This is a genomic window from Pontimicrobium aquaticum (assembly GCF_005047595.1).
Classification (GTDB): Bacteria; Bacteroidota; Bacteroidia; order Flavobacteriales; family Flavobacteriaceae; genus Pontimicrobium; species Pontimicrobium aquaticum.
The window spans coordinates 437,936-454,831 of the sequence record NZ_SUPL01000002.1 but is presented as its reverse complement, the minus strand read 5'-3'; the positions used below and the strand labels follow the sequence as shown (position 1 = coordinate 454,831).

15 protein-coding genes are annotated in these 16,896 nt (G+C 32.9%); 4 read left to right on the top strand and 11 right to left on the bottom strand.

Annotation, left to right across the window (positions count from 1 at the left end; translation table 11 throughout):
- Window positions 1–16 precede the first annotated feature (16 nt).
- Window positions 17–985, bottom strand: coding sequence for an MBL fold metallo-hydrolase (locus E5167_RS04925; RefSeq protein WP_136841618.1), 969 nt, complete (start codon window positions 983–985; stop codon window positions 17–19).
- Between the two features lie 41 nt (window positions 986–1,026).
- On the opposite strand from E5167_RS04925, the gene E5167_RS04920 reads away from it, so the two are divergent.
- The gene (locus tag E5167_RS04920; protein ID WP_136841617.1) at window positions 1,027–1,728 is read left to right on the top strand and encodes a DUF4197 domain-containing protein; all 702 of its coding nucleotides are present in this window, start codon (window positions 1,027–1,029) and stop codon (window positions 1,726–1,728) included.
- A gap of 39 nt (window positions 1,729–1,767) precedes the next feature.
- Here the strand turns inward: E5167_RS04920 and E5167_RS04915 are convergent, their stop codons facing one another.
- Window positions 1,768–2,241: a hypothetical protein gene (locus tag E5167_RS04915; RefSeq protein ID WP_239021945.1), complete on the bottom strand. Its 474-nt coding sequence runs from the start codon at window positions 2,239–2,241 to the stop codon at window positions 1,768–1,770.
- Window positions 2,242–2,550: 309 nt separating this feature from the next.
- Here E5167_RS04915 and E5167_RS04910 point away from each other — a divergent pair, with 309 nt between their 5' ends.
- Window positions 2,551–2,748, top strand: coding sequence for a Lacal_2735 family protein (locus tag E5167_RS04910; protein ID WP_136841613.1), 198 nt, complete (start codon window positions 2,551–2,553; stop codon window positions 2,746–2,748).
- Here the strand turns inward: E5167_RS04910 and pyrF are convergent.
- Together pyrF and prfA are read right to left on the bottom strand one after the other, a co-directional pair.
- Window positions 2,745–3,554, bottom strand: coding sequence for an orotidine-5'-phosphate decarboxylase (gene pyrF, locus E5167_RS04905; protein WP_136841611.1), 810 nt, complete (start codon window positions 3,552–3,554; stop codon window positions 2,745–2,747). The two genes, E5167_RS04910 and pyrF, sit on opposite strands and share 4 nt — an antisense overlap.
- 34 nt (window positions 3,555–3,588) lie before the next feature.
- On the bottom strand, window positions 3,589–4,665 hold the full coding sequence (gene prfA, locus E5167_RS04900; protein WP_136841609.1) for a peptide chain release factor 1: 1,077 nt from the start codon (window positions 4,663–4,665) through the stop codon (window positions 3,589–3,591).
- Between the two features lie 396 nt (window positions 4,666–5,061).
- Between prfA and E5167_RS04890 the strand changes: the two genes are divergently transcribed.
- Both E5167_RS04890 and E5167_RS04885 read left to right on the top strand, forming a co-directional pair.
- Complete coding sequence (locus E5167_RS04890; RefSeq protein ID WP_136841606.1) at window positions 5,062–5,721, top strand: ATP-binding cassette domain-containing protein; 660 nt, start codon at window positions 5,062–5,064, stop codon at window positions 5,719–5,721.
- Between the two features lie 44 nt (window positions 5,722–5,765).
- Window positions 5,766–7,247 carry an SLC13 family permease gene (locus tag E5167_RS04885; RefSeq protein ID WP_136841604.1) on the top strand — a complete coding sequence of 494 codons (1,482 nt, stop codon included), beginning with the start codon at window positions 5,766–5,768 and terminating at the stop codon, window positions 7,245–7,247.
- A 2-nt stretch (window positions 7,248–7,249) separates the two neighbouring features.
- Here E5167_RS04885 and E5167_RS04880 read toward each other — a convergent pair whose 3' ends face one another.
- From E5167_RS04880 to E5167_RS04855, 7 genes are all read right to left on the bottom strand, one after another.
- Window positions 7,250–9,811, bottom strand: coding sequence for an adenosylcobalamin-dependent ribonucleoside-diphosphate reductase (locus tag E5167_RS04880; RefSeq protein ID WP_136841602.1), 2,562 nt, complete (start codon window positions 9,809–9,811; stop codon window positions 7,250–7,252).
- A 185-nt stretch (window positions 9,812–9,996) separates the two neighbouring features.
- Entirely contained in the window at window positions 9,997–10,974 is a 978-nt protein-coding gene (locus tag E5167_RS04875) for a DUF3078 domain-containing protein (protein ID WP_136841600.1), read from the bottom strand.
- A 17-nt stretch (window positions 10,975–10,991) separates the two neighbouring features.
- The gene (locus tag E5167_RS04870; RefSeq protein WP_136841598.1) at window positions 10,992–12,173 is read right to left on the bottom strand and encodes an AIR synthase related protein; all 1,182 of its coding nucleotides are present in this window, start codon (window positions 12,171–12,173) and stop codon (window positions 10,992–10,994) included.
- A 42-nt stretch (window positions 12,174–12,215) separates the two neighbouring features.
- The gene (locus tag E5167_RS04865; RefSeq protein WP_239021944.1) at window positions 12,216–12,881 is read right to left on the bottom strand and encodes a Curli production assembly/transport component CsgG; all 666 of its coding nucleotides are present in this window, start codon (window positions 12,879–12,881) and stop codon (window positions 12,216–12,218) included.
- Window positions 12,882–13,077: 196 nt separating this feature from the next.
- Window positions 13,078–13,218 carry a hypothetical protein gene (locus tag E5167_RS15370; protein ID WP_169301375.1) on the bottom strand — a complete coding sequence of 47 codons (141 nt, stop codon included), beginning with the start codon at window positions 13,216–13,218 and terminating at the stop codon, window positions 13,078–13,080.
- Window positions 13,219–13,472: 254 nt separating this feature from the next.
- A complete protein-coding gene (locus E5167_RS04860; RefSeq protein ID WP_136841596.1) occupies window positions 13,473–15,659 on the bottom strand; it encodes a glutamine synthetase III family protein in 2,187 nt (728 codons plus the stop codon).
- 135 nt (window positions 15,660–15,794) lie between these two features.
- A complete protein-coding gene (locus E5167_RS04855) occupies window positions 15,795–16,736 on the bottom strand; it encodes a calcium/sodium antiporter (RefSeq protein ID WP_136841594.1) in 942 nt (313 codons plus the stop codon).
- Window positions 16,737–16,896: the final 160 nt, after the last annotated feature.

Here is a 16,896-nt window from a genome sequence, read left to right as displayed (position 1 = left end):
AGAATATTATAAGTTTCTATAAATCATAGATATCACCTCGTTTCGCAAATTTAAATCCAAGATTCATAATACTATCTTTTAATCGATGTGAATCTTTTATCGTTGGATTTGAATGATTAAAGTGAATAAAATGAATCTTGTTTTTCGTTTCTAAATCTTCATTTTCAAACAAGGTTGTCGTTTGAGTGGTAAAAGGATGCGGAATTTTACTCATATCTCTGTCTAACTCTCCATCTCTAAAAAATGACGCATCAACAAAAGCATAATCTACTTTTTTTACCTCTTCAATAATATTGCGTTCCCATTTTTCCCATTTGTCTATGTCTGGAATAAACAATGCTTTTTTGTGTTGCCCTTCAATGATATAACCAACCGTTTCAGAGTATTCATCACGATGTGGTACTAAAAAAGGTGTCACTTTTAAATTATTGTTTAATGATACCACCGAATCATGCTGAATAGGTTTTATATCAATATTTTTAAAAGCTAATAACTGGCTCCAAGGACCACTTGTCTCTAAATATTGTTTCATTCTTGGCATGGCATATACTGGCACTTTGTTGGCTCCTAAGGCTTCAAAACCTAAATACATTAGTCCAGTATAATGACCTATATGTGCATGTGTTAAAAACACGCCATCGATAATATTACTATTATCTAAATGGTCGGTTTTAAGAATTTGTGTTTGCTGCGTGAAATCAGGTGTGGCATCAAAAATATACTTTTTGTTATCGTTTAAATCAACCAAACCCAAGCATGATACGAGTTTTTTAGACTCTGCTCCATCATAAAACGATTTGCAACAATCGTTGTCACAATTAATATGAGGATAGCCTGCATCTTGTGCTATACCAAGTACAGTAATATACTGCTTAGGTTTTTTAATTTCAATGACTGTCTCAGTAATCACTTTAGTTTCTTTCTTAGAATTACAATTGAATAATCCCAAAAAACATATTAGGCATAAAATTTGAATAGTTCTCATCTGTAAAATTTATCTTTGTTAAAGATAGAAAACCTTAAACTATGTTGAAACGAATAATTGCCCTAATCCTAATTTTAAATGTAACTGCTTGTGCTGAATTACAACAAGTCGTCAACCAAATGCCACAAGGAGGTTTGGGGAATGCTGAAATTGCTTCTGGTTTGCGTCAAGCTCTTGACTTTGGAATTGACAAACAAGTAAGTAAACTAACAGCTGAGGATGGCTTTTTTAAAAATGAATTGGTAAAGATTTTACTTCCAGAAGAATTACAAAAAGTTGATAAAGCATTACGTGATATTGGTTTAAGCAACCTAGCAGACGAAGGTTTAAAAATACTAAACAGGGCTGCTGAAGATGCTGTAAAAGAAGCCACACCTATTTTTGTAAGTGCCGTTAAAGAGATCACCTTTGCTGATGCCAAAAACATATTACTTGGTGCAGATAATGCAGCTACACAATATTTAACCGAAAAAACCAAAACTGCTTTATATGATAAATTTAACCCTGTAATTAAAAACTCGTTTAGTAAAGTTGGTGCTGACCAAATTTGGGAGAATTTAATTAACAAATATAACTCCATTCCGTTTACTAATAATGTAAATCCTGATTTAACCGATTATGTTACTGGTGAAGCTTTAAAAGGCGTTTATACTATGATTGCTGTTGAAGAAAAAGAAATACGCAATAAAGTATCATCAAGAACAACCGATTTATTGAAACGTGTGTTTGCTTTGCAGGATTAGGTGTTAGGTGTTAGGTGTTAGGTGTTAGGTGTTAGGAAGCTACTGCTTTTTGTATAGTCCATCAAAAGCAACTGTAATATCTTTGTCGTTGGTAATGGTTTCCCAATATTGTCGTACGGTTCCATCGTCGTTTTTGGTCCAAGTTACGCGATGGAAAAACGATTCTCCGTTTTGGTTTTTGGCAACATCGGTTTTTAAAATCATTTGGTTCCCAACTCTATTTCCTTTTAAATGCAAGCTTCCGCCTTGATTATCAATCCATATTTGCTCCCATTGCTGTTTTGCTGCATTGTAGAAATTATTACTTGTCCCTGTAAAACCTGCTGTAGCACTAGTCCAATTTTCACGTAATACACAGTTGTCTTGAACTTTTTCAATAACATTAGTTCCTGCTGCAGTTCCGTTAGGGTTAGTAACCGTCCAACTACCAACCCAAAAGTCAAATTCGGCATGTTTGTCGGTACAACAATTACAACTATTATTATTGGTTTGAGAGTTTACAGTTATTGTCATGAAACAGATAACTAATAATGTGAACAAGGGTTTCATTTGATTAAGTCTATTGATTGCCTTTTAAAGATATTAAATCATAATTAATCTAAATCTAATATTAACATAACATTAGAAGCCTTAGAAAGATGCATCTTTGCTTTAAGTAACTTTATAAAGTTATCTTCACTCATAAATTAGTTAGTTAGTATTTTATTTGTAAGAAACCGATTTCTTTAAAAGGAATCGGTTTAGTCTTTTAAATAAAGCCTTTAACACTCCTTTTCTTTTTAAGAAAAATACTGTATATTTAGTTACTTGATTTTTAACACAATGAATAGAAACAACATTCTTAAAGATCATCAAAAAAAACTTAGCAAGCGTTACAAACAACTTGTTGAGCAAGCTTATAATTTACGCCAAACAGACTCTGCTTTGAGTGATATTTCAGAATATAAAGCGCTCAAGCTTTTAAATAAACTAAATCGGTTAAAATACCTTTCTAGAGAACAAGCTGAAACAACAATTTAAATGAGTTCAGCCATTTGCTGTTGCAATTCTAAGGCTTTATTGGCTGCTGCTTTAGCAAAATTGTTATCATTTGATGCATAAATAATTCCTCGAGACGAATTAATTAATAACCCAATATTTTTATTCATTCCATATTTACAAACCTCTTGTAAATTTCCACCTTGTGCTCCAACTCCAGGAACTAATAAAAAACTATTTGGAATAATTTGTCTAATATCAGCTAAATATTCTGCTTTTGTAGCACCAACTACGTACATTAAATTCTCAGAATTTTGCCAAGACTTAGAAGTTTTTAAAACTTGTTTGTATAATTCTATTCCATCTACAGTTTTTGTCTGAAAATCAAAAGCACCTTGATTAGAGGTCAATGCTAATAAAATGGTATGCTTATCCTCAAAAGTCAAAAAAGGTTCTACGGAATCTTTTCCCATATAAGGTGCTACAGTCACACTATCAAAGCCTAAATCCTCAAAAAATGCTTTGGCATACATAGTACTTGTATTACCAATATCACCACGCTTCGCATCAGCAATGGTAAAAATTTCTGGATGATTTTTATTTAGATACTTTATTGTTTTCTCTAATGCTTGCCAACCTTTAATTCCGTAAGCTTCATAAAACGCAGTATTAGGTTTGTAAGCTACACATAAGTGATGTGTGGCATCAATAATAGCTTTATTAAAAGCAAAAATTGGGTCGTCTTCTTTTAATAAATACTGAGGAATTTTATTTAAATCAACATCTAATCCTATACAGAGAAAGGATTTCTTTTTTTTGATTTCAGCAATTAGTTGTTCTGTAGTCATGTTATTAAAAAAGCCTCAAAAAGAGGCTTGAAATTTATATCACATCATCACTAGCCTTCAACATCTCAGTGTTTTCAGCTAACATTAATTCGTCTATTATTTTTTGAATGTCACCATTAATGATATTGGACAAATCATACAAGGTTAACCCTATTCTATGGTCGGTCACTCGTCCTTGCGGATAATTATAGGTTCTAATTTTTGCACTTCTATCACCTGATGACACCATACTCTTTCGCTTCTCGGAATCTGCCGCTTGCTTCTTAGCCAATTCCATTTCATATAAACGTGAACGTAAAACTTTTAAAGCTTTCTCAAGATTTTTGTGTGATGATTTTTGGTCTTGACAACTCACGATCATTCCTGTTGGTTCGTGATGTAATTTAATTGCCGAATACGTTGTATTAACAGATTGTCCTCCAGGACCTGTTGATGTAGTACGCTCAATTCGCACTTCGCTCATGTCTAATTCCACATCAAATTCTTCGGCTTCTGGAAGCACCATTACAGTAGCGGCAGAGGTATGCACCCTACCTTGAGTCTCTGTTTGAGGCACACGTTGTACACGATGTACACCAGCTTCAAACTTCATAGTTCCATAGACATCTTCACCAGACACTTCAAAGATTATCTCCTTAAACCCTCCTGAAGTTCCTTCGCTTAAACTTACAACATCTACCTTCCACCCTTTATCGCTACAGTATTTTGAGTACATTCTATATAAATCTCCAGCAAAAATACTAGCCTCGTCTCCTCCAGTTCCAGCGCGTACCTCAACGACTACGTTTTTGGCATCATCTGGATCTTTTGGAATTAGTAAAAATTTAATTTCTTCTTCTAAAGCAGGTAATTCAGCTTTTGCTTCTTCTAATTGCATTTTAGCCATTTCAACCATTTCGGCATCACTACCATCAGCAATTATTTCTTCAGCTTCGGCAATATTATCTGTTAAAGATTTATAAACTTCTCCTTTATCAACAATCTTCTTAAGGTCTTTATATTCTTTATTTAGCTTTATATATCGTTTCTGATCTGAAATAATATCTGGTTGGATAATTAAATCACTTACTTCATCAAAACGCTGTTTTACTATTTGAATCTTTTCTAACATCTACTCTCTTAAATTGTGTCGCAAAAATACGATAATTTATGAATTCTCAATGAAGTAAAATCTTCATAGTAAACACGAAATATTTATTTGCATTAGTCGTTTATTAAAGTATATGCAGCAGTTAATGTCCATAATGGCTTTTTATAGATCGTATGTTTTATGGTCTTTTTTTATTAATATTATTATTACAGCTGTTAATCCTGATATATTTGCTGCTATAGTCACAAAATTACTGTTAACTTTTTTTCTATGGTATCTTGTAAATGAAACTTCTACTAAGCGTAAACTAATATTTTACAAAAACCTTGGAATATCTACATTCAAACTATTTTCAGTATTATTTTTTGTTGATGTTTTAATAACCATTACCTTTCTACTCCTTATTAAAGAATTTATATGATTCTTGAAATAGATAATGTAGAGCTTAACTACAATTCTAAACGTATTTTAAATGGTATATACTTAAAAGCTGAAACTGGTAAAGTTGTTGGTATTCTTGGCAGTAATGGCTGTGGTAAAACATCATTACTTAATATTATTTTTGGGAATATTCAACCAAAATACAAGTTAGTAAGAATTGACAATAAACCCATTTTAAAACCACTTTACTTAACAAAACTTGTAAAGTACTTACCCCAACATTTATTCTTACCCAAATTAAAACTCATCAACATTTTTAAACTTTTTTATGTGAGCTGGCAAGACTTTATACTAGAATTTCCGGCTTTTGAAAAATATAAAAAAACTAAAGTCAATAAATTATCTGGTGGTGAACAACGTATTGTTGAAATATACCTAGTTTTAAAAAGTAATAGTAACATTGTATTATTAGACGAACCTTTTTCACATTTGGCACCTTTACAAGTTGACAGCATTAAGAAAATTATTATACATGAAAAAAGATATAAAGCTATCATTATAACAGACCACATGTACTCTCATATTATCGAAACCTCTGATGATATTTACTTAATAAAAAATGGTTGTTCAAAAAAAATAAATAACATAAATGAGCTTAAAGACTATGAATATTTAAGCCAAGGTAGCTTAACTTAATTCTTAACCAAGAAAATTGTATTTTGCTACTACATAACTAACTAATGCGAAACAAAACATTAAAACAGTTCGGACTTATTTTAGGTCCTTTGTTATTTACTTTTACATTGCTTTTCTTTAAACCTGAAGATTTATCTCCAGAAGGCATAGCTGTTTTAGCCACTACGCTTTGGGTTGCTGTTTGGTGGATTCTAGAAGTGGTACCAATTGCAGTTACAGCAATGCTTCCTATTATTTTATTTCCAATAACTGGAGCTATGGAGTTAAGCACAACAACTGCTGCCTTTGGACATAAATATGTGTTTCTCTACATTGGTGGTTTTACACTTGCCATTGCCATTGAAAAATGGAATTTACACAAGCGTATTGCTCTTACAGTTATAAATCTTATAGGCACAAGTGTGAGTAAAATCATTCTCGGTTTTATGGTCGCAACAGCGTTTTTAAGTATGTGGATATCTAACACAGCAACATCGGTTATGATGTTACCTATTGGAATGGCAATAATACTACAGTTAAAAGATAAACCTGACACCAAAGAAGATGAAAACAAAGTTTTTGGAAAAGCTTTAATGCTTGCTATTGCTTATAGTGCTTCCATTGGTGGCATTGCAACTTTAATTGGAACACCTCCAAATTTGATTTTTGCAGGAATATTAGAAGAACAATACAACATTGAAATGACTTTCTCCAAATGGATTGTTTATGGTTTGCCAATTTCTATAATACTACTATTTATTTGCTGGAAGTACCTAACAAATATTGCCTTTACATTTGCACAAAAAGATTTTCCTGGAGGTAAAGCTGAAATAAGAAGACTACTCAATAACTTAGGGAAAATTAGTTATGAAGAGAAAACTGTTTTGGTTGTTTTTGGAGCTACTGCTTTTTTATGGATTACTCGCTCATTTCTCATTTCAAAACTTATTCCTGCCATTGATGACACCATTATTGCTATGGTAAGTGCAACTATTTTGTTTGTGCTTCCAACTAAAAATAGGAAAGAGAAAAAGATTATTAATTGGGAAAGTGCTGTAAAATTACCTTGGGGAATTTTATTGCTTTTTGGTGGTGGACTAGCATTAGCCGAAGGTTTTAAAACAAGCGGATTAGCCCAATGGATTGGAGCACAAATAACCCAATTTGATAACTTACCATTATTTGCATTGTTATTTGTATTAGTTCTAGCAGTTAACTTCCTAACAGAAATTACCTCTAACTTAGCAACCACAGCTATGTTGCTTCCAGTAATTGCACCAATTGCCTTAGTTTTAGATGTCCATCCTTTTACATTGATGGTCGGAATAACTGTTGCAGCTTCTTGTGCGTTTATGTTGCCAGTAGCCACACCTCCAAATGCAATTGTATTTGGCTCTGGCTATTTAAAAATTCCAGATATGATGAGAACAGGCATATTAATGAACGTAATAAGCGTGGTATTAATCACGCTTATTACGTATTACTTATTGCCTTTGCTTTGGGATTTTGATCCTAATGTATTTCCTGAAGCTCTAAAGAAAAGTTAGACCTATCCACATTTAGAGGAACCACAATCTTTACAAGTCAAACAACCTTCTTGGTAAATTAAGCTAGTAGAATTGCAATTGGTACAGGTTTGCCCTTTAGCTTGTGTACCATCTTCCACATAACGTTTTAAAGCTCTAACCACACCATTTTTCCATGTGTTGATAGATTCGCTATCTAGCTGTAAACTATTGATTAAATCTACAATCTTATCAATTGGCATTCCATGACGCAAGGTACTTGAGATCAGTTTGGCATAGTTCCAATATTCTGGATTGAATTTATGCGACAAGCCTTCAATAGTGGTTTTGTAACCTCTTTTATTTTGATATTGAAAATCGTAACGCGATGTTCCGTCTTCGTTTCTGTTTTTAATAATCAAGCCACTGTTTGCCCAACGCGGTATTAAAATGCCATCTTCATCATCAGCCAAACCAGTAAATACTTCGTAAGGTTTTCCATCAATCAACCCAATAAAGGCTATCCACTTTTCTTTATTATTTTGAAAACGAACTACATCTGCCTCCAACACTTGCGGACGTTTGGTTGGAAATGCTGTTAGCATTTCCTGAGCATCATCTTCTGATTTTTTTTCATCGTTAGAAATTAATACACCTGAACGTGAACCATCTCTATAAACAGTAACTCCTTTACAACCAGCTTCCCAAGCTTCTAAATACAATTTACCTACTAATTCTTCAGTAGCATTGTTAGGTAAATTAATAGTAACACTAATGGAATGATCTACCCATTTTTGTACAGCACCTTGCATACTAACTTTGCTCATCCAATCTACATCATTGGAAGTTGCTTTGTAGTATGGTGATTTTTTTACTATTTTATCGAGTTCTTCCTGAGTGTAATTCTTATCGGTAGCTATGCCGTTTACTTCCATCCATTGCTTGAATCTGTGATGAAACACCACATATTCTTCCCAAGAATCTCCAACCTCATCTACAAAATCCACACGTACATTTTTATCGTTAGGATTAACTTTTCTTCTACGCTTGTAAACTGGCATAAATACAGGCTCAATTCCAGAAGACGTTTGCGTCATTAAACTGGTTGTTCCTGTTGGTGCAATCGTTAACAAAGCAATGTTTCTACGACCATGTTCCAACATTTCGTAATACAACTTATCATCAGCCTCTTTTAAACGCTGGATAAACGGATTGTTTTTTTCGCGTTCTGCATCAAATATAGCGAAAGCACCTCTATCTTTTGCTGTGTAAACAGACGCTCTATATGCTTCAATTCCTAAAGTTTTATGCACTTCAACAGAAAAATCATTACCTTCTTTGCTTCCGTATTTTATTCCTAAAGCAGCCAGCATATCACCTTCAGCAGTAATACCAATTCCTGTTCTGCGTCCTTCGTTGGCTTTGGTTTTAATATTTAGCCACAGATTTCTTTCAGTAGCTTTAACTTCTTTTAATTCTGGGTCAGCATCTATTTTAGCAATAATAGCATCAATTTTTTCCAACTCTAAATCGATAATATCATCCATGATGCGTTGCGCTACATGAATATGTTTTTTAAACAACTCGAAATTAAATGTGGCTTTGTCTGTAAAAGGATTTTCAACATAAGAAAATAAATTCATCGCCAATAAACGACAAGAATCGTAAGGACATAACGGAATTTCGCCACATGGATTGGTTGATACTGTTTTGTAACCTAAATCTGCATAACAATCTGGAACAGATTCGTTAATAATGGTATCCCAAAATAGAATTCCAGGTTCGGCTGATTTCCATGCATTATGAACAATTTTTTTCCAAAGTTTATTGGCTTCAATCGTTTTTGAAAACTTAGGATTACTACTGAAAATTGGATATTTCTGTGTGTATGTTGAGCTGGTTTTTACAGCTTTCATAAATTCATCATCAATTCTAACAGACACATTGGCTCCTGTGACTTTACCTTGCTCTAGTTTAGCATCTATAAAATCTTCAGAATCTGGATGGTTAATAGACACCGATAACATAAGCGCTCCTCGACGACCATCTTGCGCCACTTCACGCGTAGAGTTTGAATAGCGTTCCATAAAAGGAACTATTCCTGTAGATGTTAAAGCAGAGTTTTTAACTGGAGAACCTTTTGGACGAATGTGTGATAAATCGTGACCAACACCTCCACGACGTTTCATAAGTTGTACCTGTTCTTGGTCAATCTTCATGATACCTCCATAAGAATCGGAATTACCTTCATTACCAATTACAAAACAGTTTGAAAGTGATGCTATTTGATAAGGGTTGCCAATACCTGCCATCGGACTTCCTTGTGGTACAATGTATTTAAAATCCTTGATTAAGTCGAAAATAGCATCTTCAGATAAGGGATTTGGGTAACGCAACTCAATTCTTGCAATTTCTTTTGCAATACGCCTGTGCATATCGTTAGGAGTGAGTTCGTATAAATTGCCTTCAGAATCTTTTAAGGCATACTTATTTATCCAAACACGAGCAGCTAAATCATCGCCATTAAAATATTTAACAGAAGCTTCAAAAGCATCTTCTTGGGAATAAGTTTTAGGTTTTACAATAGGTTGGGTTTGTATTTGCATGTTGTTGGATTAATTTAAATGTTTTACATTCTATCTTGATAGTTGTAAAGAACGTAAAAAATTTAAACTTGAAACATGATTTAAATCATAAAGTTTACAGGTTTTTTTGATAAGAAATTGAAAATCAGGTATTTAAAATTTATCAACAAAAAAAAGTTAACAAATATTAATAATATTATTATGAGTTAAAAATTTACTAAAACACCTATACCTAACAGTTGTTTCCACTGAACTTTAGCTCCTTTTTCGATGGTTTCCTCTGGCATATCTTCATCAACTACCGCTGTTTTTACATCGTTATCATACTTAAGATGTGAACCCATTGTAGCACGAACATGGTCGTTTACTTTAAACTTAAAATTAATCTCCCAATCAACATCTACATTTCCAAAGTCATTAAGGTAATCGGTGTATAAGCTCACTAAGTTTCTAACTGAAATATTATTCATTAAAATATTCTCATAAGAGCTCGTCATTAAGATTCCAACTTCTTTTCTAGAGTTTTCACCATCCGTCAATTTATTCCCCAAGGCATCATATGTTGCAGGTGTAACACCAAAAGAACCTGCATCGGCTAAATTTTGATCTAAAACGAAAGTAGATTTTAAAGTTAAAGGTGATAAATATGCATTAAACTCTTCTATATGCTCCCCATAAACCGTTCCCACGCCCAAAAACATATAAGCAGGTGCCATAAATTTTGAAATTGGACTTGAATCACTATTCGAATAATTGTACCCATTAGTAAATTGCGTAGCAAAACTAAAATTGGCTGAATAATACCAATTTGATTTTGTGTCCTGCCTAAATCCAAAACGTGATTTTAACTCAAGAATATCATCCGTTTTTCTTAAACTTTGATTTTGCTGCTTGTTAACACCATAGCGCACTACAGCTCTATTTTCCCAAACCAAATGATCTTTCTTGTAATTTCTTTGCGCTTCTAAACCAAGCAAACCAGAGATTGAATTAGAACCACCCGAATTCCAATTAACAAAAGCCACTTCACTTATATCTAGGCTAGCTGTATTTACCTCTTTCCAATGAGTCGTTACAAAATCTTCTGGATAGAGCGTTAAATCTAAATTTTGCTGAGCTTTTAAAAAAGTTACACAAAAAAATATTGCAATTGTGGTGAATTGAAATTTTAAAATTTTAGTCATTTTTAGAAGTCGTTTTATTAGCTATAGTTAAAAACGCCAAATTCGCTTTTTATTGTAAGTTTTTTTGAATTACTCTCTTCAACCCTTCCAATTAGCTGAGCATTAACATTAAACGATTTAGAAATAGCAATTATATCGTTAGCTATTTCAGGAGATACATACAACTCCATTCGGTGGCCACAGTTAAAAACTTGATACATCTCCTTCCAATCTGTTTTAGATTGCTCTTGAATTAATTTGAACAATGGAGGAATAGAAAACATGTTATCCTTTATAATATGAAGATTTTCAACAAAATGCAGAATTTTAGTTTGTGCTCCACCACTACAATGCACCATTCCATGCACACTATTACTATTATATTTAGATAAAATAGATTTTATAATTGGAGCATAAGTTCTTGTTGGTGATAACACTAACTTTCCAGCATCAATAGGTGCGTCCACAACATCATCGGTTAGCTTAACATTACCAGAATATACTAGCTCTTTTGGTACTGAAGCATCAAAACTTTCAGGGTATTTTTTTGCTAGATAATTATGAAACACATCATGTCGTGCAGATGTTAACCCATTACTTCCCATACCTCCATTATACTCTTTTTCGTATGTAGCTTGACCAAAGCTTTCTAAGCCAATAATTACATCACCTGCTTTAATATTTGCATTATCGATAACATCTTTACGTCTCATTCTAGCTGTTACAGTTGAGTCAACAATAATAGTTCTTACTAAATCACCAACATCAGCAGTTTCACCTCCTGTAGAATGAATAGTGACTCCAAATTCCTTTAATTCGGTTATCAACTCTTCTGTTCCATTAATGATTGCTGAGATAACTTCACCAGGAATAAGGTTTTTGTTTCGTCCTATTGTTGATGATAACATTATATTATCAGCAGCTCCAACACATAAAAGATCATCAATATTCATAATTAATGCATCTTGAGCTATACCTTTCCAAACAGAAACATCGCCTGTTTCCTTCCAATACATATAAGCTAAAGAGCTTTTTGTTCCTGCACCATCTGCATGCATTATTAAACAGTAATCATCGTCGTTTGTTAAATAATCAGGAACTATTTTACAAAAAGCTTTAGGAAACAAACCTTTATCAATATTCTTAATAGCATTATGCACATCCTCTTTGGAAGCAGAAACACCTCTTTGCGCATACCTTTTACTAACCTCGTTACTCATTTTGGAATGTTGTTTTTTGATGCTGCAAAAATAGCAAAGTATTTAGTTTTTTGAGTGAATTATTGGGTTAGAATTAATTACAGTTGGTTCGTTTTTATTAACATTTCTTCTTTTACCACGTTTTCCGAAATAAAAATTTAAACCAATTGCAGCTCTCCAGAAAGCATCATCTGATGCTCCATATATCCTGCCATCTAGTTCATCGGTAAACATCATATTATATTCTGCGAATAGTTTTACTCCAACAGATGGACTTATAAGTACTTCAAATCCCGCACCTCCTTGAGTTTTTGTATCGGTAGTTACAAAATAATTTGACGCATTAACACCTCCTCCAGCATATACAAAGGGTGAAAATATATTCTTTGAAAAAGGGATAATTTCTAAGTTTACATCAAAAGACATAAAGCCTTCATTAAACACATCTTTAAAAGCTAAGTTATATTTATTGTAACCAATATTAATATTTACATATGGTCCCAAAAAACGTTTATAAGCAACATGCATATTCACTTCAAAGAGCGCTTCTGGATAATCTGCATTAGCTATTGCTGCACCAAAAGCTACTGATAATGCATTAGTTCCTCTAACTTCAGAATTATATCCTTTATTTAAAGTTTTTATTTTAGTGCTTTTTGCTTTTTCTTGTCCATAGCTGATATTATAGAAAAATAATAAAGAAAGAAAGAGACAAAAAACGCTAAACAAATTAGTTTTCGTTATCACTTAAGCAATCGCTTTAAAAAGTAAGTTACTTCAAAATGTAACATTTAAGGCAACGCAATATAATAAAAGCTTACTAACTAAAGTAGTAAAAGTGAATATTGGATATATAACAAAAAAAGCTTTAATTAATACCAATGGTATTAATTAAAGCTTTTAAACACTCTTAATTAAAGCAAGACTATGATGATAAATTTCTATCGTCAACCAACACAACAGAACTATCCTGAGATACTTTTTCTTTAGTGTCAACTTTGTCGTCTTGAGAAAACAAGAGGGTTGCGACCATAAGCGCCGCAACACTTAGTAGTAACTTCTTCATTTTAAAAATAATAGATTAATAGCAATACAAATTTAATGAAAATAAGCCACTCTTTTTAAGCTGTTGAAACACAAACGTAGGAATACTCTGTTAATTTCGATAAATTGTAGAATAATTAGCTGAACTACTCAATATTAATATAAAAAACTAAAAAAGTACGTAATTATACGTAGTCAATAATTTTTATGTTTTCAACATATTGTAATAAAAAAGCCTCAATTATGAGGCTTTTTTATCTATTAGCAAAATGGAGATTACTTTGTAAAAAGCAACTCTCTATACTTTGTTAATGGCCAAAGCTCGTCGTCTATTAACAACTCTAGCTTATCAGAGTGATAACGTATTTCGTCAAAACAAGGCTTCACTTTAGTACAGTATGTTTCTGCTCTTTTTTCTGAATCTTCAATAACATTTGCTTTTTTACGTTCATTAGTCATTTTTGTTACACCAGAGTTGATAGCTTCAATACGTGTAGAAATATCTTGTATTAACTCTAACTGCTCTTTAGCATACTTTTTAAAGTCTTTGCCATATATCTCTTTAAGACCTCTAACGTTTTCAATTAAAATGTTTTGATATCTAACAGCTGTTGGTATAACATGGTTTCTGGCAATATCACCTAAAACCCGACCTTCGATTTGAATTCTTAAAGCATATTCTTCAACTTCAATTTCGTAACGCGCTTCAATCTCAGTTTTATTCATCACATTCATTCCTTCAAATAAACTAATTGCTTTTTTAGATATTTTAGCTTTTAAAGCTTCTGGTGTTGTTTTATTATTACTTAACCCTCTTTTCTCAGCCTCTTTTTGCCACTCATCACTATAACCATTTCCTTCAAAAAGAATGTTTTTAGAAGTCTTTATATATTCACGCAATACATTAAAAATGGCATCATCTTTTTTCATGTCCTTTTTATCAATCAAAGCATCAACTTCTGCTTTAAAATCTATTAATTGCTTTGCCATGATTGTATTTAAAACTGTCATAGGGTTTGCACAGTTTGCAGTAGAGCCGACAGCTCTAAACTCAAACTTATTACCTGTAAAAGCGAAAGGAGATGTTCTATTTCTATCTGTATTATCTAAAAGAATTTCAGGGATTTTACCAACTACATTTAATTTTAAATCTGTTTTTTCCTCTGGTGAAAGCTTTCCTTTTGTAACTCCTTCTAGATCATTCAGAACTTTAGTTAATTGTTCTCCTATAAATACCGAAATGATTGCAGGAGGCGCTTCGTTTGCACCTAAACGATGATCATTACTAGCACTCGCAATTGAAGCCCTTATTAATTCCTCATATTCATGAACAGCTTTAATAGTGTTTACAAAAAATGTTAAGAATTGTAAGTTGCTCATTGGTGTTTTTCCAGGACTTAATAAGTTAACACCAGTATCTGTACTTAAACTCCAGTTATTATGTTTTCCAGAACCATTAACTCCTGCAAATGGTTTTTCATGAAATAATACTTTAAAATTATGGCGTTCAGCAATTTTATCCATAACATCCATAAGCAATGAGTTATGATCTACCGCTAAATTAGCTTCGTCATAAATTGGCGCTAATTCAAATTGATTAGGAGCTACCTCGTTATGTCTTGTTTTAACAGGAATTCCCAACAGCATACATTCAGTTTCAAGATCACGCATAAACGACATAGCACGGTTTGGAATAGTTCCAAAATAATGATCGTCTAACTGCTGTCCTTTTGCTGGAGAGTGTCCTAATAATGTTCTTCCTGTTAATGTTATATCTGGTCTAGAAACCGCTAAAGCACTATCTATTAAAAAGTACTCTTGTTCCCAACCTAAAGATGCATTAACCTTTTTTACATTTTTATCGAAATATTTTGCCACTGAAACAGCTGCATTATCCACAGCTTGTAATGCTCTTAACAAAGGCGTCTTATAATCTAACGCTTCACCTGTATAAGACACAAATACTGTAGGAATACACAGTGTTGTTTCATAAATAAATGCTGGTGATGTTGGATCCCAAGCTGTATAACCACGTGCCTCAAAAGTATTTCTTATACCTCCATGTGGAAATGAAGACGCATCAGGTTCTTGTTGCACCAACTGTCCACCACCAAATTTCTCAATAGCTAAACCATTACCAATAGTCTCAAAAAAGGCATCATGTTTTTCGGCAGTTGCCCCTGTTAAAGGTTGAAACCAGTGTGTATAGTGCGTTACTCCTTTAGAGATTGCCCATTCTTTCATTCCTGTTGAAATATGGTCTGCCACTCCTCTGTCTATTTTAGAGCCGTTTTGCACAGCATCCATAACACTTTTATAAGCTTCTTTTGTAAGGTACTGTCGCATTGTAGCCTCATTAAAAACATTAGAACCAAAAATTGATGAACGACGTTCTTTTTCTTCAATCTTCAAGGGCTTTCTAGTAAGGGTTTCTTTTACTGCGTGAAATCTTAGCGTTGACATTTTAATTATTTTGTATGAATTAGTTAAAATTAAAGGGCAAATTTATAAAAAAAGAACAAGACAAGACAGCATACCCTCAAAAAATTAGGGCTAATTATGAACAATAACTATTGTTTTGGTTAATAACCCCTAAAATTATTGGGTAAATACTAGAAAAATAAACATTCCGTAACCTAAAAGGAGTACAAATCCGTTAGACCTACTAATTTGGTGTTGTTTTGGAATTAAGATTAGTGGAATTAAAACAGCAGAGAATGCTATCATCCAAAAAATATCTCTGGTAAGAATTTGTGGCTCTGTAATTGGAATTGTTTTTATCATAGATGTAAGCCCAAGTACTGAACCTATATTAAAAATATTAGAGCCAATTAAATTCCCCAAAGAAATTGCCTTTTCTTTTTTAGCAGCTGCAATAACCGAAGCAGCTAACTCTGGCACACTTGTTCCAATTGCAATTACCGACACAGATATAACAGCTTCACTTACACCAAAAATACTCGCCATATTTATTGCTCCATCTACCAACCACTCGGAGCCAAAATATAGAGCAGCTCCACCAATGAGCAACCAAAGCGTGATTTTAAAATAAGAGACGATTGCTAAAGTTTCATCAACCTCCTCAACTGCAGTATCCTTTTTTGCTTGTCTTAATAAAATATACAAGAATGCTATAAGAGCAAAAAACAATAGTAATCCTTCCCAAAAAATTAATTGATTGTCATTATATAAGCAATAGTACAATGCAATAGAGAACAACATCATGGATGGCCAATTCAACTTGTAGAATGTTTTATCTACCGCTATACTACCTACAATAGCTGTAATACCTAAAACTAAGCCAATATTTGCTATATTGGAACCAACCACATTATTAATAGCTATAGCTGGCGATCCAGACAGTGCTGCATTAAGACTCACTAGCAGTTCAGGTGCTGACGTTGCAAACGATACAACCGTCATACCAATAACAAACTTAGATATACTTAGTTTAAACGAAAGTGCTACAGATGCTCTAACCAGAAACTCACCTCCAATGACAAGCAACATAAACCCAAGAATAACCCAAACAAAGCTCATTAACAAAATTTTTGCGAAGATAATAAGATTTCTTTCTTAGTAGTATTTTCTTCTATTTTTCTTAAAACATCACAATAAAAACTAAATTTTTCGTTAAATAACTATAATTACAGTTGTATAACTATAAAAATAGTTATATGTTTGAATCAAATAAAAGGAA